Annotated in this window: 14 protein-coding genes; 6 read left to right on the top strand and 8 right to left on the bottom strand. The window is 33.5% G+C overall.

What is annotated here, in order from left to right:
* Position 1 precedes the first annotated feature (1 nt).
* From N4A35_11620 to N4A35_11600, 5 genes are all read right to left on the bottom strand, one after another.
* On the bottom strand, positions 2-994 hold the full coding sequence (locus N4A35_11620; protein ID MCT4582058.1) for a DnaJ domain-containing protein: 993 nt from the start codon (positions 992-994) through the stop codon (positions 2-4).
* Between the two features lie 19 nt (positions 995-1,013).
* Positions 1,014-3,011 (bottom strand): gliding motility-associated C-terminal domain-containing protein, encoded by a 1,998-nt coding sequence (locus N4A35_11615; GenBank protein ID MCT4582057.1) that lies wholly within the window; start codon positions 3,009-3,011, stop codon positions 1,014-1,016.
* Positions 3,012-3,084: 73 nt separating this feature from the next.
* Positions 3,085-4,269, bottom strand: a complete 1,185-nt coding sequence (locus N4A35_11610) for an efflux RND transporter periplasmic adaptor subunit (GenBank protein MCT4582056.1) — start codon at positions 4,267-4,269, stop codon at positions 3,085-3,087.
* 12 nt (positions 4,270-4,281) lie between these two features.
* On the bottom strand, positions 4,282-8,586 hold the full coding sequence (locus tag N4A35_11605) for a CusA/CzcA family heavy metal efflux RND transporter (GenBank protein ID MCT4582055.1): 4,305 nt from the start codon (positions 8,584-8,586) through the stop codon (positions 4,282-4,284).
* A gap of 173 nt (positions 8,587-8,759) precedes the next feature.
* Positions 8,760-9,101 (bottom strand): hypothetical protein, encoded by a 342-nt coding sequence (locus N4A35_11600; GenBank protein MCT4582054.1) that lies wholly within the window; start codon positions 9,099-9,101, stop codon positions 8,760-8,762.
* 212 nt (positions 9,102-9,313) lie between these two features.
* Here N4A35_11600 and N4A35_11595 point away from each other — a divergent pair, with 212 nt between their 5' ends.
* The 6 genes from N4A35_11595 to pckA all read left to right on the top strand — a co-directional run bounded on the left by N4A35_11595 (position 9,314) and on the right by pckA (position 15,743).
* On the top strand, positions 9,314-10,918 hold the full coding sequence (locus N4A35_11595) for a CTP synthase (protein MCT4582053.1): 1,605 nt from the start codon (positions 9,314-9,316) through the stop codon (positions 10,916-10,918).
* Between the two features lie 14 nt (positions 10,919-10,932).
* Complete coding sequence (locus N4A35_11590) at positions 10,933-11,355, top strand: hotdog fold thioesterase (protein MCT4582052.1); 423 nt, start codon at positions 10,933-10,935, stop codon at positions 11,353-11,355.
* Positions 11,346-12,269 (top strand): GYDIA family GHMP kinase, encoded by a 924-nt coding sequence (locus N4A35_11585; protein ID MCT4582051.1) that lies wholly within the window; start codon positions 11,346-11,348, stop codon positions 12,267-12,269. Before N4A35_11590 ends, N4A35_11585 begins: the two co-directional genes overlap by 10 nt.
* A gap of 26 nt (positions 12,270-12,295) precedes the next feature.
* Positions 12,296-12,982, top strand: a complete 687-nt coding sequence (gene trmD, locus N4A35_11580) for a tRNA (guanosine(37)-N1)-methyltransferase TrmD (GenBank protein MCT4582050.1) — start codon at positions 12,296-12,298, stop codon at positions 12,980-12,982.
* Between the two features lie 179 nt (positions 12,983-13,161).
* Positions 13,162-13,890 (top strand): energy transducer TonB, encoded by a 729-nt coding sequence (locus tag N4A35_11575; protein ID MCT4582049.1) that lies wholly within the window; start codon positions 13,162-13,164, stop codon positions 13,888-13,890.
* Positions 13,891-14,129: 239 nt separating this feature from the next.
* Positions 14,130-15,743: a phosphoenolpyruvate carboxykinase (ATP) gene (gene pckA, locus N4A35_11570; protein ID MCT4582048.1), complete on the top strand. Its 1,614-nt coding sequence runs from the start codon at positions 14,130-14,132 to the stop codon at positions 15,741-15,743.
* A 129-nt stretch (positions 15,744-15,872) separates the two neighbouring features.
* On the opposite strand, the gene N4A35_11565 is transcribed toward pckA, so the two are convergent.
* The 3 genes from N4A35_11565 to N4A35_11555 all read right to left on the bottom strand — a co-directional run bounded on the left by N4A35_11565 (position 15,873) and on the right by N4A35_11555 (position 18,485).
* Positions 15,873-16,223: a DUF3127 domain-containing protein gene (locus N4A35_11565; protein MCT4582047.1), complete on the bottom strand. Its 351-nt coding sequence runs from the start codon at positions 16,221-16,223 to the stop codon at positions 15,873-15,875.
* A 78-nt stretch (positions 16,224-16,301) separates the two neighbouring features.
* Complete coding sequence (locus tag N4A35_11560; GenBank protein MCT4582046.1) at positions 16,302-17,195, bottom strand: flavin reductase family protein; 894 nt, start codon at positions 17,193-17,195, stop codon at positions 16,302-16,304.
* 90 nt (positions 17,196-17,285) lie between these two features.
* Positions 17,286-18,485 (bottom strand): OmpA family protein, encoded by a 1,200-nt coding sequence (locus N4A35_11555; protein ID MCT4582045.1) that lies wholly within the window; start codon positions 18,483-18,485, stop codon positions 17,286-17,288.
* Between the last annotated feature and the right edge of the window lie 141 nt (positions 18,486-18,626).

Genomic DNA, 18,626 nt, shown 5'->3' with positions numbered 1-18,626 from the left:
TTTAACCTTTCACTTGTTCAAGATATTGGTATGCTACAGTGATTTGTTTAAATAGCGCTGTTGCTTTTTTAACATGCTCTTCACCTAAATGAGCTACGCGATCTGGATGATGTTTTTTAACCATCTTTCTATATTTGGCTTTAATCTCCTCAAAAGTAGCTGACTCTTCTAAGTTAAATATTGACAAGGCATTTTGCAATTTTGATTGAGCAATATAATTGGATACTGTTTTATGACTAGAATAAGTTGTTTTTTCTTTCTCTGTTTGAGTTGAGCTCTTAGCTTCGGGAAACGGTATATATGAACTAAAGTATAATGAAGTAATCGAGTTAAGGTCTTGCTTTGAAAGCCCTATATTTTGTCCTAAACTAAAAATAAATTTCAATTCTTTATTCTCAATGGCTTTATCAGCTTCTGCAAGCTCAAACAAATAATAAAGCAAAGTATATTTATGTTGTGTTGTAAAATAAATATTCGCTCCTTTAACCAAGGCTTTTAAAGTTGAATTATCTCGTTTTTCACGTGATAAGTTAATATTATTCTTTTTGTACAAACCTAATAACCATATTAAGTCATCCTTTTTATTCTTATTCAAAAACGTACTAAAGAAGTTATCGATATGTTTCAATTCCTTAACAGTAAACTTTTGGTCTATAGTAACCAAATGAAACGAAGCCAATACCACTATTACATTAAATTGATCAATAGAAAGATACCTATTAAAGGACTTGTTTTTTAGTATTGAAACACCCCATAAGTTTTGCTTAAAAGGTGAAAGGTAATAGACGTATTGATAATCATAAAAAGACTTGTTGAACCAAAACTTTACATTTGATTTCTCGTTTTTTATTGGAGCGTACGTATTTACTTTATATTTAGAACATTTCCACTTGATATAATAGTTTAATGCATAAGCATAAAAAATTCTAAATATGGCATAGCAAAATAATGCTAAAAGAGCTAAGAATAATCCTAAAGTTATATATAGATACACTTTTCTCTTTTATCTAATTTTACCTCATTAAATAGACTGTAAACTGATCTCTTACAACATTTGGAATTCTGTTACCTTGTAAATCGTATTGACTTCCATAAGTTCCATCAATAATCACATAATAAACCCCTTCAGCACAATCTAATCCAGTTTTATGATGCTTTCCATCCCACTTAAAATGCGGATCAGTACTTTCAAAGACTTTTTTACCCCATCTATTAAAAATTTCAATATCCATCACATCATAACAAGGATCACTCGTTCCATCTAATTTAAAATAATCATTACCATCTGCTCCATTTGGGGTAAACACATTAGCTACAGGTTTTACTTCTCCCTGAGGCGGTTCTACTGTTACATGCATTGTTTTGTTTTGACTATGTATTTCACACAGTGTAATTGAAGCTTGGTATTCTATATCAAATTCCGTTTGAAATACATCATCACAATTTGGTGTCCAACAATACTTAATTGGAACATTTCCTATAGCCGAAACCGTTCCATTCCCATCGTAACTATGGTTATTAATCCACATGGTATCTTGTCCCATAAATGGAGCATAATAACTTTGACCGTTTAATTGACTAGGCGCAACATAAGAACCAAGGTGATCAAAGTTAGAAGAAAGTGGTTTAAGCGAAAGTATTTCTCCTGTCCCAGCAGTATCTTGCGTTAACACATCAAAACATAATTCATTTGAATAGGAAACAAAAAGGTTACTAGGTACATTCAGTTCAAAAGGCAACGGATTATATACAACTCTTACTGCTACATCTTTTTCTGTAGTATCAGACCCTGAACAACCTAAAGAATAAGACAAGATATTCAAGTGATAAATAGAATCGACATCCAAACAGGATGCTGTCCAACAGTATCTTAAAGGAATTTCTCCTATTCCCTCATATACATTATTTACGGTATCTAAATGATTAATCCATAAGGTATCATTCCCTCCATAATTTAAATAATAAAGATTGTTATTCAATGTATCTGGAGCTACATAGGTACCATTTACATCAAAATCATCAGAAAAAACTTGCGAATAAATGGTGTCTGTTCCATCAGAATCTGAAGACATTACATCTATACAAATAGAAGAAGCGACATATACATCTACTGTATCTTCTAAATCTATTGTAGGAGGCGTATCTAATGTACATGCCAATGAAGCATACTGAACATCTCTTCTTACCTCTCCAATTTTTACGCCATTTCGATATTCTTCAACTCTCACCGCAAATACATATACACCTATTACATTTGGTGCAGCAGTAATCACGCCTGTTTGACTATTAATTGACATTGCTGGAGAACCTCCGCAAATATTCGCTAAACTGAATCCTGTATCCCAAGTAATAGATGAGTAATAAGGATAAGCTCCACTTCCTGCGTTTGTTCCATCAGATGTCCCAATTGAAGCTAAAGGATCTACCAATGAATACACTAATGAATCGCCATCTGCATCAGTTAGGTTAAATGAAAACTCTTTGACTCCAGTTACACATAAATAAGCATCAGAAGGGTACGCTCCAAAATCTGGAGAAGAATTTTGCCCAAAGGCTGGGTCTGGAATTTCGGCAAAAAATGTCATTCCTGTAGAACCTGGACTATCAATATTATCGATAATACTATTTCTTGCATAGAGTTGAGTAGAAAGGTAATAACCTGCAGCAAAATCTGGAATTGTTATAGTATTTGAAACAAAAATACCCTCATCTACACAGATATCTGTAGGTGTATAACAAGCATCTCCAAAACTTAAGTTATTGTTTAGTGTTGTCCTATTGATTGTATAGGTAGCTATTTGATTATTCGTTCCGATTTCATATATCCCAACCTCAACGTCACTAGGCATAGAAACTAAAGCATTTTCACAATCTCTATACACTCTAACTGTAATGGTATAGTTATTTTGGGATTGCCATTGTACACTTATATCTCCTCCTACAATATGTGAGGCCCAACTTGTAATAAAACTAAAAGGTATAAGTAGCAGTAGTAGTAGTAGCTTTTTCATAATTATTTATTCTTTTCTCGTAGATTGACGCCAAATATATAAAATTAGTTGCATTATTCTTGATTTTACTTGTTTAATGAGAATGTTCAAATGCTTCTTTATTCTGTTCAGCAAGAAGATAAAACGCTCCTTTGGTGACTATTTCTGAGTCTACTTTCAATTTTTCAGATAACTTAACAGCACTATATCCTCCATACGTTTTCCCCTTGGAGATTGCTACTTTATTAAAGGTATAAACCCCTTTTTGATGATTCCCCTTTTTGATAAAAACATAGAACATTCCATTCTCTTCTACAAAAGCATCTGTAGGTATAGCTAACTCCTTTTTGCTACCAAAATGAATTGTAGCATCTACATACATTCCTGGTAATAAAGAATGATATTCTTCGATTAATTCTGCATGAACTCGCATCGCCCTTTGTTCTTCTTCCAGCGCTTTTCCCACAGCAAAAACAGATGCTTCATATATTTTATTAGGAAATTGAGCCATTGAAAATGTAACACGCTGTCCTTTTCTAATAAAAGGTATATCCTTTTCAAAAACCATTAAATCTATATGCAAATGCTCATTATCAACTATTTCAAACAACACATCTCCTGGATGAACGTATGCATTCATGTTGATTTTAATAACTCGAACATAGCCATTGATTGGAGCTTTAATTGGAATATGACTAACTATTTTCCCTTCATCCACCTTCTCTCTATTGATTCCTAATAAGTCCATTTGCGCAATTAATGCTTTTATTTTTATTTGATTATTTTCATACGCTCCAATAACCTCTTGTAAAACTTTGAGGGCAACAATGCTATCTTTTTGTAACTGAGTCTTTCGTTCTACATCTTGCCTCAGTACTTCTCCTTTTTGTTTGAGTGTTAAATACTCTTGTTGTAACACTATAAAAGTAGTATTTTCGACTAAAGCTAAGACTTCTCCTTTTCTAACAGCTACACCTTCTGTAACATGTATTGATTTTACTCTCCCCTCAGCTATTGCACTTAAACTGGCCTTATTTTGAGGTGGTAATTCCAATACTCCAGTTGATTTTATTGAAGTTGAAATGTACCGTTCCTCTGGAACTCCAACTTCAATTTGCATGAGTTTCAACTGTTCTTCTGTCAATTCTACAAGGCTATTTTCTTCGTGATGTCCATGGTTTTCATGGTTATGATTATGGTCATTTTTTGGGGAAGTATTGTTCTCTAAACAACTGGAAAGTAAAACTCCAGTTGTGATTAATAGCTGTATATATTTCATTTCTCGTTTGATTTAAAAAGTACCTGTTAGTACCTGTATATTTAAAATGCTCTCATTATAGGTTTTTATTAAATTCAACTGTTCTTGTTGAATAGTATTAAGCTCCCTTAAAGCATTTAAGTAAGTGATATAATTCGTTTCTCCTTCTTGGAGCAATTTTCTATTAGCTTTCACCAAATTGACTATTATTGGCATTCCTTCTTCTTCATAAAAACTGATTAGAGTGGACTGTTGTTCTGCTATGGCGAACTCTTTTGTTAGTAGTTTATTTAATGACAACGCTTTATTTTTTAATTCTTGAAAAGAAATTTCCTCTCTAAGTTTTGCTGCTTGAATTTTCCCTTTTCCTGTTTGATAGATGAGCGGAATCTTTAAACCTACACTAATCCCTTCTAAACCGACTACTCCATCAATTTGTTGATTAAAGTAGCCTAAAGAAAGTTCAGGAAGAGCAGCTGAGCGTTCAACTTTTACTCCTAACTTATTTAACATCACCTCTTGCTCTGCTAGCTGAACTACTGGTAAACTCTTAACCAAAGTATCAAGCGCATCCAGTCTAATTTGCTCTAACTTATTTTCAGTTAATTCTATGGTAGCAGTAATCCCTAAATCTAATTTTAACTGATTTAATAATCCATCGTAACTTTTTCTTAAGTTTTTTAATGCAGCCTGCATCTTGAATTTTTCCATTGCTACACTGGAATGCTCTATCGCTGTCCCTTCTCCTGCTTCCAATCTTTTTTGAGCGATGGTCAAATATTCATCATAATAAGTCAACAACTGTTCAGTATTTTTTATCCCCTCCTTTGTAGCAAGTAACTCCATATATAATTTTCTTATTCTATATTCTAAGTCAATTGCTACTAATCCTTTCTTTTGTTCAGCAACTGTTAAACTTGCGTTATTATATGCTCCAATTTGTTGATAAAAAGATGGGAATTTAAAACTTTGAGCTATAGCAATTTGATAATCCATTAACGAACTATTGATTTGTCCATAATTAAAATCAACTGAGGTTTTTTCAAATTGAAAATTAGCTCGGTTAACAGCTTTTTGCTGTTCTATTTTTAGTTGTTCAGCTTTTAAAATGGGATGATATTCTTTCGCTATCTTAACTGCTTTATTGAGATCTAACTCAACAACATTTTCTTGACTGTACGTTGTACCAACCAATAATATTAATATTCCTGTAATGTTTTTATAATTAAACACACTTGGTCTAGGTTTTTCTGTCCAACTATACAGAATTGGTAAGATAAACAGCGTCAATACTGTTGCACTAAGTAGCCCTCCAATTACAACTGTTGCTAAAGGTTTTTGTACCTCAGCACCAGCACTAACCGATACAGCCATTGGTAAAAACCCTAACGCCGCAACCAATGCAGTCATCAATACAGGTCGTAACCTCACTTTAGTTCCTTCAATTATACGTTCGGTAACATCATCAACCCCCTCTGATTTTAGTTGATTAAAATAACCTATTAACACTATTCCATTAAGAACAGCTACACCAAAAAGAGCAATAAAACCTATCCCAGCTGAAATACTAAAAGGCAGTTCTCTTATGTACAAAGCATAAACTCCTCCTATGGCCGAAAGTGGTATAGCTGTAAAGATTAACAACCCTTGGATTATTGACCTAAATGTAAAGTACAATAAAATAAAAATCAATAATAAAGCGATAGGAACAGCAATCATTAATCGGCTTGATGCTTTTTGTAAGTTTTCAAACTGTCCGCCATACTCTATATAATAACCAGGTTTTAACTTTAACTCTGCTTGCAACACCTCATCAATGGCTGTTACAACTCCCTCAATATCTGGAACTTTAGCATTTACACCAACAGTGATTCTTCTTTTAGAGTTTTCTCTTGATATTTGCATTGGAGCCTTTTTAAATTCAACTGTTGCGATTTCCTTTAGAGGAATTTGGGCTTTTTCAGAAATTGGAATTAATAAATTTCGAACATCATTAATACTATTACGCTCCTTTTCTTGTAAACGAACCACTAGATTAAACCTTCTTTCTCCTTCAAAAACAACTCCTGCTATCCCACCTGCAAAAGCTGTTTCAATGATTTGATTCACTTGATTAATGGTTATTCCATATTGAGCTATTTTAGACCGATTATAATCTACAGATATCTGAGGAAGGCCTGTTACTTGTTCAACTTTTACATCTGCAACTCCAGACACTTTTTTAATTAGCTCTTCTGCTTTTTTGCCTTTTTCAGAAAGCTCTATTAAATCTTCACCATATATCTTCACTGCAATATCTTCTCTAGCCCCAGAAATCAACTCATTAAATCGCATCTGAATAGGTTGTGTAAATTCATACTGAACGCCTGGAATCACAGCAAGCGATTTTCGCATAGCCTCAAACATTTCTTCTTTCGTTTGATACTGCCATTCTTGTTTAGGTTTCATTTTCACCATCACATCTCCCACTTCCATTGGCATGGGATCTGTTGGCACTTCTGCACTTCCTATTTTCGTTACAACATGCTCTATCTCCGGAAAATCGCTTAATAATTGTCGTTGTATTTTTGTTGATATAGCCACACTTTGAGATAGAGAACTCCCAGGAGGTAAAATTTGATGCAATGCAAAATCTCCCTCTTCTAAAGTTGGAATAAATTCTCCTCCAAGGTGATTAAATGTATACACGCTTGCAAAAAACAAGACTAAAATCCCTGCTATAACTATCAGTTTAATCTTTAACACTACTTTCAATACAGGCTCATATAACTTTTGTAAAACAGCAATGATTCGATCAGCTACTGAGATCCTTTTCGATTTTCTTTTACTTAAAAACAATGCACACATCATCGGCACATAAGTCAAAGACAATATTAATGCTCCTAAAATTGCAAAGCTTACCGTTTGCGCCATGGGTATAAATGTTTTTCCCTCAATTCCAACCAAGGCCATGATAGGAATGTATACAATTAAAATAATGACTTCACCAAAAGCTGCTGAGGTTCTTATTTTAACTGCCGAACTTCTTACTTCCTCATTCATTTCCTCTTGGGTAAATACTTCTTTCTCTGCTCGTTGATTTAAACGATGAACAATACTTTCCACAATAATAACTGCTCCATCTACAATTAATCCAAAATCAATTGCCCCCAAAGACATTAAATTAGCAGAAACACCAAATAAATTCATCATGCCCAAAGCAAACAATAGAGCTAAAGGAATCACAGAGGCTACAATTAATCCGCCTCTAAAATTCCCCAATAATAACACCAAAATAAACACCACGATTAAGCCGCCTTCTATTAAATTCTTGGTTACTGTTCCAATAGCTCTTTCTATCAATCCAGAACGATCCATAAATGGCTCTAAAACAACTCCCTCAGGCAGTGAATTTTGTATGGTCTCTAATTTCTCTTTTATTGCATTAACTACGGCATAAGAATTCTCGCCTTTTAACATTAATGCTTGTCCAGACACAACTTCTCCTTTCCCATTCCATGAAATTGCTCCAAATCTTGGGGCACTTCCATACTTGACTTCTCCAATATCTTTAACTAGAATAGGAACATTTTCTCTATATCCCACGACAATAGAAGCTATATCATCCAATGTTTGAACTCTTCCATTGGCTCGAATAAAATAGGTATGGTATTGTTTTTCAATATATCCTCCACCAGAGCTTTCATTATTTTGATTGAGTGCTGTATAAATGTCTTGAATACTCAAATCAAAACTCTTCAATTTAGCTGTAGATACAGCCACTTCATATTGCTTTAATTGGCCTCCCCAACCATTTACTTCAATCACTCCTTTTGTCCCTGCTAATTGTCTTTTGACAATCCAATCGTTCATTGTACGCAAATCCATCGCATTGTATAGGGTATCATAAGAAGGTTCGGTGTGTAATATATACTGGAATACCTCTCCTAGCCCAGTAGTTACAGGAGCCAACTCAGGAGTTCCAAAGTGCTGGGGAATAGTCTCTTCAATGAGTTTTAGCTGTTCTGTTATTTGTTGCCTTGCTAAATATGTATCAACATCCTCTTCAAATACTACTGTAATCACAGAAATACCAAAACGAGAGACGGATCTTATTTCGACAACATCTGGCAAATTTGAAAACGAAATTTCAATTGGTGATGTTATCAATTGCTCTACCTCTTGTGTCGCTAAAGAGGGAGCTTGTGTAATTACCATAACTTGGTTATTGGTAATATCAGGAATAGCGTCTAAGGGTATTTGCTTTAAAGAATAACTTCCCCAGCCTATTAACCCCAAGATAAATACTCCTATAATTAACTTATTCCTTATGGAAAAAGCGATTAGTTTATCTATCATAATAACTATAAAATAAGTGATGGAATATTTGAATAAATATTCATCCTAGAAAATGGCATTATATCCCTATAAAGAACACCCTAAATAGAATATAACGCTAGAAATAACACGTGATGGTATGTATAATTACACAACTAATAAGCTAGTTGATGCTCTTATAAAAAATGGAGTAATTATACAATATGATTTGGAGGTCCCCGGAGTTCTTCAATAAACCCAGAATAAGAAGAACTTCCAACTACTTCTAGATAAGTTATTGTATAATAAACAAATAGCTCTTGTTCTCTTAACCATTTTAATAACAATGGCTCTTGAATTGTATAATGATCTTGATTAAAATTTTCATCGATAATGAATGAATCTGTAGCGCCAAAACTTTGGCTATTATGAAAGGCTAACTCTAAAATATCGAATAAACTTTTTTCATGATGATGATGATGACCATGCTCATGAGCTGATGCAAGCTCATCAATATGATGGCTATGAGGAATAATAGCATGTAAAAAAGTTACCATACCTGCATACACCAGTAATATTCTAAAAAATATAATCATCTCAACAGTACAAAAATAATTGAAATGATTTGAGATTCAAAAAGATACTTTAGTTTTTTCTGAATTGTTAATAAGTCTTTTTAAGTGTTTCCTCCTTTAAAACCAATTATTATGATTAACTTTACGACCCGTATTAGAATTACACATATATTATATCTTTTTAAAATACGGGCATGTCAAAATCAGCGAAGTATATTTTTGTAACCGGAGGGGTTGCATCTTCATTAGGTAAAGGAATTATATCGGCTTCATTAGCTAAGCTTCTACAAGCGAGAGGCTATTCTGTTACCATTCAAAAATTAGATCCTTACTTAAATATTGATCCAGGTACTCTAAACCCTTATGAGCATGGTGAATGCTATGTCACTGAAGATGGTGCAGAAACTGATTTAGATTTAGGACATTACGAGCGTTTTTTAAATGTTCCTACATCTCAAGCTAACAATGTTACTACTGGTCGTATCTATCAATCAGTAATTTCTAAAGAGCGTAAAGGTGAATATTTAGGAAAAACGGTTCAGGTGATCCCACACATTACCAATGAGATAAAGGAACATATCCAAATTCTTGGAAACGAGGGGGCTTATGATTTTGTCATCACTGAAATTGGAGGTACTGTTGGAGATATTGAATCTTTACCATTTATAGAAGCTATTCGACAATTAAAATGGGAACAACATGAAGAAGTTTTATTTATCCATTTAACGCTTATTCCTTATTTAGCAGCTTCTGAAGAGCTAAAAACAAAACCTACTCAGCACTCTGTTAAAACATTGTTAGAATATGGTGTGCAACCAGACATTTTAGTTTGTAGAACAGAACACGCACTAAATAAAGATATTAGAACCAAAATTGCTCGTTTTTGTAACGTTGAATTATCTTCTGTAATAGAATCTATTGATGCTGATACAATTTATGATGTTCCACTCTTAATGCAAGAAGAGAAATTAGACGAGGTTGTTTTAAAGCATTTAAAAATGCCACCTAATTCAACAACTGACTTGAGTAAATGGAAAGAGTTTTTACATCACCATAAAAACCCTAAACAAGAAATTGAGATTGGACTTGTTGGTAAGTATGTAGAGTTAAAAGATTCTTACAAATCAATTTCTGAAGCTTTTATTCATGCTGGAGCAGCTAAAGAATGTAAAGTTAATTTGAAATGGATTGCATCTGATGATTTAACTGCTGAAAATATAGAAGATGAATTAAAAGGGTTATCTGGTATACTTGTAGCACCTGGTTTTGGAACAAGAGGTATTGAGGGGAAAATACAAGCGGTTAAATATGCTAGAGAGCATAAGATTCCTTTCTTAGGTATTTGTCTAGGAATGCAATGCGCTGTGATAGAATTTGCTCGAAATGTTCTTAAGCTGGAAGATGCCCACACCGTTGAGATAAAAAAATCGGCATTAAATCCTGTAATAGCGATGATGGAAGAACAAAAGAACATCAGTGATATGGGAGGTACCATGCGCTTGGGAGCTTACCCTTGTACAATTAAAGAACATACAACGGCTTTTAACGTTTACCAGACAACAGAAATATCAGAAAGACATCGTCACCGTTTTGAGTTTAACAATAAATACCTAAAAGACTTTGAGTCAAATGGGATGAAAGCTAGTGGGATTAACCCTGAAAACAACTTAGTTGAAATAGTTGAAATCACTAATCATCCTTGGTTTGTTGGCGTTCAATTCCACCCAGAATATAAAAGTACTGTAATTAATCCCCATCCTTTATTTTTGAGTTTTGTAAGCGCTGCTGTCAATCATTAATTTATCATTATAACATGGAAAAAGAAGCTACTAAACCTGAAATCGTTATCAACAACCTTTTAAAAGAAGATTGGTTTAGTGATTGGTTAGGAATTGAAGTACTAGCGATTAGAGAAGGGTATTGTAAAATTCAAATGGAAGTACGAAAAGAAATGCTCAATGGCTTTGGAATTACTCATGGAGGAATTACCTATTCTCTAGGAGATACTTGTTTAGCTTTGGCCTCAAATTCTTATGGAAGGCAATCGTTATCCGTTGAAACTTCGATCTCTCATACTAAATCTACCAATGTGGGAGACACATTAATTGCTGAAGCTGAAGAACTGAGCTTAACCAACAGAATAGGTATTTATAGTATAACCATTACGAATCAGAACAATGAAAAAGTAGCTTTCTTTAGAGGTTCTGTATATCGCACATCAAAAGAGTGGAAGTAAAATCGTATAGAAGCAATGGAAAATTAATGCTTACGGGCGAATATTTAGCGCTCGATAATGCATTGGTTCTGACGTTACCTACTCAATTTGGGCAATCTCTTTCTGTTCAAACCCAAAAAGGTAATGGAGGTATAGAATGGACCAGCTATTCTAATGAACAAGAAGTTTGGTTCAAAGGCACATTTCAACTCAGTGAAGGAAAGCTAACAACTCATTCTGATAATGCTATAGCTCAAAATCTTAACCGGATTCTAAATGCAGCATTACAACTTCATCCAACTCAACTATCAATTGACTTTGATTACATTGTTAAAACAACATTAGAATTTCCTCAAAATTGGGGATTAGGAAGTAGTTCCACATTAATTAACAACATTGCTCAATGGTTTTCAATTAATCCTTTTACACTCCACTTTAGTGTTTTTAATGGCAGCGGTTATGATATTGCATCTGCTCAAAACAATTTACCAGTAACCTATTTGATTAACAATCAAAATCCACGAGTTACAACTGTTAACTTTATACCACCCTATAAAGAACAGCTTTACTTTATTCACCTTAATCAAAAGCAAAGTAGTTATAACGAAATAAAAAAGTACCTTCAAAATAAAGATCCGAAAACGATCAATAAGGCAGTAAAAGACATCAGCTTAATAACCCATCAAATTATTACTACTCCAACACTTGCCGAGTTTGAAGAGCTCATTACACAACATGAAGTAATTTTATCAAAAGTTTTAGGAGTTCCCACTATTACAGAGCAGCTTTTTAGTGATTATAAAGATGGAGTTATCAAATCATTAGGAGCTTGGGGAGGTGATTTTATCCTTGTTACTGGAAATGATACATCAATTAGTTATTTTAAAGAAAGAGGCTACTCAACGATTCTTAAGTATTCAGATATGATTTTATAATTAGAAGTTGTTTATCTTTGCCAATTATGAGAATAGACATTATTTCTGCTGTACCATCGCTTTTAGAAAGTCCTTTTGCGGATTCTATTTTACAACGTGCTCAAACCAAAGGATTGGTTACGGTTAAAATTCATGATTTAAGGGACTATACCACCAATAAACATCGTAAGATTGATGATTATGCCTTTGGAGGTGGGGCTGGAATGGTGATGACTATTCAACCGATAGCAGATTGTATCAAACAACTGCAATCGGAAAGAACTTATGATGAAGTGATATACATGACTCCTGATGGAGAACGACTAACTCAAACCATTAGTAATCAAATGTCATCCTTAGAAAACATTATTATTCTCTGCGGACATTATAAGGGCGTGGATCAACGTGTTAGAGACTTATTTATAACTAAAGAAATAACTATTGGCGACTATGTATTATCTGGTGGAGAGTTGGCTGCTGCGGTTTTAGCTGATAGTATTATTCGATTAATCCCTGGAGTTTTAAATGATGAAACTTCTGCCTTAACGGATTCTTTCCAAGACGATTTATTAGCCCCTCCTGTCTACACTCGTCCAGCAGATTATGAGGGACATAAAGTTCCTGAGATTTTATTGAGTGGAGATCCTAACAAAGTGGAAAACTGGCGAATGGAACAAGCTGAAAAAAGGACAAAAGAAAGGCGTCCAGACATCATCAAGAAAGATTTATCGTAAGATTTACAACTATTATTCGTTGTTTTTACTCCTCTTTTATTTCTAAAACCTACCGTTATTTTTTGTTAAAAACCGTTAAATAACAAAACTAACCGTTTATTCACTTGTTAAAAATCTGTTAAGGTTTGGGCTAATTCTTGCACTATTTCAAGCATTAAAAATCAATAAAAATTAATGCTATGGAATTAAAAAAAAGTAAAACAGCAAACTTGGAATCTAAACGTCCAACGTTACTATTAGTTGGGCTTATTTTCGCCTTTGGAATTACACTAGAATCTTTTGAATGGTTAAAAAGTGATGTTCGAATACAACCTATTAGTGCTTTAGGAGATGAGGACTTATTTGAGCCTATTAATGAAGTAATGGTTGTGAAACCAGCACCTAAAAGTAGCTCATCTGCAAACCGTCAGCGCATGGCTAAAAAAGGACCTGTTGTTGTTACACCAGAACCTACCCCTCCTATTACTCCCAAACCTAATCCTACGCCAGACCCCAACCCTAACCCAAATCCAAAAACTGGTTTTGATATTGATAATGAATTACCTGACTTTGAAGGTGATGATAAGGATATTGTACTTGTAGACCCAACACTTCCTTTTGCTGCTGTTGAGGAAAAGCCAGAGTTTATTGGAGGACCTCAAGCCATGATGAAATTTATTTCAAAAAATGTTCACTACCCATCCATTTGTAGAGATAATGGTGTTCAAGGAAGAGTCTTTATCAGTTTTATCATTGACGAAGATGGAAATGTTACTAATGTAGAATTAGAAAAAGGAAAAAATAAACATTTGGATAAAGAAGCTATTCGAGTGATAAAGAAAATGCCAAAATGGAAACCTGGTAAACAAAGAGGAAAAACGGTTAAAGTAAAATATACAATTCCTGTAAACTATAAATTGAGAAATTAAGCAAACCATTCATCAAAAAAACTTCAGCATTGAGATGTTGAAGTTTTTTGTTTTTATAGCCTTTCCAATAAAATTCTTTATTCTCAAATACCCAATAAGCCTTATTAAAGCTTTATAAAAGAAGTTTTTATCCTTAATTTTTAATAATTCACAACAAAAGTGTAAAAGTATTTCAAAACAATATGACTTAAAAGTTGAGATATTGTATTTTTGTGTTCTAAAAACTAAAAAAAATTATAATGAATGAATTTGGAATAAAACCAACAACAGCTAATTTACCAGAGCTAGGGTTGGGTAATGTAGCCAATGCATTTTGGAATTTAACTCCTGCTGAACTTGTTGAAGAATCTATTTTAAGAGGTCATGGAGCCTTAGCTGACTCTGGAGCTTTAGCAATTGACACAGGTGAATTCACAGGAAGATCTCCTAAAGATCGTTTTATTGTTGCTGACAGCAAAACTGAAGATGCGGTATGGTGGGGAGATATCAACATTAAAATGACTCCTGAACACTTTGACAACCTATTGGCGAAAGCTACTGCATATTTACAAAATAGAGATATTTTTGTTAGAGATGCTTATGCTTGTGCTGATAAAAATCACCAATTAAACATCAGAGTTATTAATGAATATCCTTGGTCTAATCAGTTTGCTTCAAACATGTTTTTAAGACCAACTCAAGAGGAGTTAAACGATTTCAATCCAGAATGGACGATCATTAATGCCCCTGGTTTTTATGCCAACCCAGAAACAGATGGAACTCGCCAGCACAACTTTGCTGCCATTAACTTTACCAAAAAGATGATTGTTATTGGAGGTACTGGATATACTGGAGAGATTAAGAAAGGAATTTTCTCTGTATTAAACTTTATTTTACCTCACGAAAGAAATGTATTGTCAATGCACTGTTCTTCTAACGTAGGTAAAGACGGTGATACTGCTGTATTCTTTGGGTTATCAGGTACTGGAAAAACAACGTTATCGGCTGATCCAAACCGTAAATTAATTGGAGATGATGAGCACGGATGGGCAGATGGTACTGTGTTTAACTTCGAAGGAGGGTGTTATGCTAAATGTATTGATTTAAGTGCTGAAAAAGAACCTCAAATATGGGATGCCATTAAATTTGGTGCTATTTTAGAGAATATCAACTTTTTAGAAAACACTTCTACTGTTGATTTTCACGATAAATCAAAAACAGAAAATACACGTGTCAGCTACCCAATTCACCATATTGATAATATACAAGAAGGTAGCATAGGAACTACACCTAAAAATATTTTCTTCTTAACTGCTGATGCTTTTGGAGTATTACCTCCAATCTCTAAGTTAACAAAAGGGCAAGCAATGTATCACTTTATTTCGGGGTACACTGCAAAAGTTGCGGGAACTGAAGCTGGAATTACTGAACCAGTAACGGCATTCTCTGCTTGTTTTGGAGCTCCTTTCTTACCTTTACACCCAACTAAATATGCAGAAATGTTAGGTCAAAAAATGACTGAAAACAATGTTAACATTTGGCTAATTAACACTGGTTGGACAGGTGGTGCTTATGGTACAGGAAAACGTATGAGTTTAAAATACACTAGAGCTATGATTACAGCTGCTCTTGAAGGTGAATTAGACCATGTTGCTTACACCAACCACGAAATATTTGGTTTGGCAATGCCTACAACATGTCCAAATGTACCAGATGAAGTTTTAAGTCCTAAAAACACATGGGAAGATAAAGATGCTTACGATGTTAAAGCGAATAATTTAGCTGAACAATTTATCAAAAACTTTGAGCAGTTTGCAGATAACGCTAATGAAGAAATCATGGCGGCAGCTCCAGTTGTTAAGGCTTCAGTTTAAAAGATTAATAAATCTTTAGATTAAAAAAATCCCATTGGAAATTCCAATGGGATTTTTTTGTACCAATAAATAGCGAAACAAAAAAAAAGGCAAGATTAAAATCTTGCCTTTTTTAGAAAATGTTTTTAATTAAAATGGTAAATCACCATCATCTTCAGCAGCATCTAATGCTGTATCAGGAGTAACAGGTTGTGGTGCAGGAATTGGAGCACTTCCAGCAGCTTCAACTTTCCAAGCTTGAAGATTTACAAAATATCTTCCGTTATACTCATTTCCTCTAATGTTAAAAGAAACATCAACATTATCTCCCTCTTTTAAGTTATCTAATAAACTTACTCTTTGCTGTGTACACTCTAACTTTACATCTTGTGGATATTGCTCTTGAGTTGTGATCACAAACTCTCTCTTTGTAAACCCACTGTCAAAAGTTTGAGCATCCATTAATACTTTTACTTTCCCGTTAATCTTTAATTCTGCCATTTTTTATCTTAACTTTTTATTTTTTTTCGAACCCTAAAAGTAAGCCTTTTATTCTGAATAAAGACATACTGTGAATATCTAGTTATTGAATGTTAATAACGTTTTCCAAGCATCTTCGATATTTTGCTGCTCTAAAAGTACTTTCGCTTTTTTATGAAGTTCTTCTTCTAATTGAGTTGCGTTATCTTCATACTCCATGAATAAGTCGCTTAATTCCATTAATTTATAGTCATTAACTTCTGTTTCATTAGGAAGCATTTCAATTCCCCCTAACATACCTAAATCATTCCCTGTTAAGATTTTACTATTTAAAATATCCTCAGGTATATGATCAAAACCAATACCTTTAGATATAATAGGTTTTTCTATTTCAAACATTGAATTTTTGTCTGCTCTACAATACCAATTCCCTCCCATTCTTGCTACTAAATCAATTTTTAGTTGATCAATCATGTTGTTATCATCTAATACAGCCTCATCAATATGAATTTTAAGAATTTCACAAATAATAAGGTTTCCAGCACCTCCTTGTTCTCCTAACTCTTTTACTTCAATGACTTTACATTCCATTTGAACTGGAGATTCTTGAATTCGAAGAGGTTTTACCAAATCAGACCTTAGTGGAGTTAGCCCACTTTTTACAAACTCATCTTCATGAGGAGCATAGGGTGAACTTGCTAATGACATTTGATGAACGATAGCGTGGTTAACGATGTTAATCACAACTTCAGGTACTTCTTTGATATTATTAAATGTATCTTTTTGTTTCCCTGTCCTACCACTTCTAGCCGGAGAAAAAACAGCTATTGGCGGATTAGAGCTAAATACATTAAAGAAGCTAAATGGCGCAAGGTTTGCGACTCCATTTTTATCTATTGTACTGGCAAAACAAATTGGACGAGGTCCTACAGCCCCCAATAAATAATGATGTAATTGAGGGTTTTTAGTAATAGAAGTATCTATTGTAAACATATATTTCGGGTTATTTTATTCTTTTACAAATATAAAAAAAGCCAGACAATAAAATTATCTGGCTTTGGTATTCAATTCATCGAATATCGTTTATTTGATTATAACAAACTCTACTCTTCTATTTTTTGCTTTATCTATTTCACCTGCACCTTCGGATGCTGCTCGTAAAGAACCATGATTTTTTACGGTTAATCTTCCTGCATCTACCCCTTTTTCAACTAAATAAGCTTTTATTTTTTCTGCTCTCTTTTCATCTAACTTTTGCCACTTTTCATTATCTGGCTCCTTAGATGCTGCAACTACTTCAGTTTTATCAGCATGAGCATTAATCTCTATTTTAACTGCTGAATTTTCTTTTAAAACTTTTACTAAATTATCTAGATCTGTAATCATAATAGGATCTATTTCAGCTTTCAAGTTATCGAAATAAATCGTTGAAAATTTAATTTGCTGCTCAATAGTAAAAGCATCTTCACTTGTAAACTGTTTATGATAAATCACAGACTCTCCATTATTTGTTTTTTGCTTTTGAGAGCAATCACAATCTTCAGGGTTTTCTAATACAAATACTTCTACTTGATCTACATAATAATAAGCTTTTGGGAACTGAGATCCTTTAATATCAGCTTTCTTTTTCAGCTTTTCATATTTGGTATCTTTATTATTTTTAAAATTTCCTATAATAATAAATCTTTCTTTCCCTGAAGCCTTATAAACCCCACAGATCGGTTCGAAACCATAACGAGCCATTTTTACTTCATTATTTTGAGGTATAACAACTCTTGCTAACTCTTTTTCCTTTTGAAAAATGATATCTTCTTTTGTTTCAATTTCAATAGGATCTTTAGCAATGTACATACCTAAGTTATTAACCCCGTATTTTGATAAATCGGAAAGACTAACATGATATTTAACACAATATTCAACGTCTTTCTTTAAAGGCCCTATCAATTCTGTTTGTAAATATGTTCTTGGTTCTTTATTATTATAACTATAGGCTACTATTCCAGCGTAGTTGCCTTCTTCAGCCCCCATTGGAAATTCTCTACCTTGGCCATTATTAGGAATTGTAGCCACCTCTTTTGCTTGTGTTGAATATAAATCGGCTTTCATTGCAGTTGGAGAACTCCATCCATTAGCAACTTCAATTTTCTTTAACTTATTTAATTTCTTTACCTTATCTGCAACTTCAAAACTTGGATTATCAACCAAGTTATTATCATCCTCTTGCGCTATTCCAAAGATAGCTAGACTACTAAATAGTCCTATTGTAAATATATTCTTCACCATAACAATTTGTTTTATACTTCTATGTATCTGACCAAAAATAGCATTTTTTTTTTACCTATTATAGCCATCACTACCTAAAAGGTTAATTCTGTTTTACTTTCAACTCAGTTATACCATAATTCATTCCAAAAATGAAAAAAG

It is taken from the genome of Flavobacteriales bacterium (assembly GCA_025210295.1).
In the GTDB taxonomy this organism is placed as follows: domain Bacteria; phylum Bacteroidota; class Bacteroidia; order Flavobacteriales_D; family Parvicellaceae; genus S010-51.
Note: the sequence above shows the minus strand (reverse complement) of the source record. Positions and strands in the feature narration are given on the sequence as shown.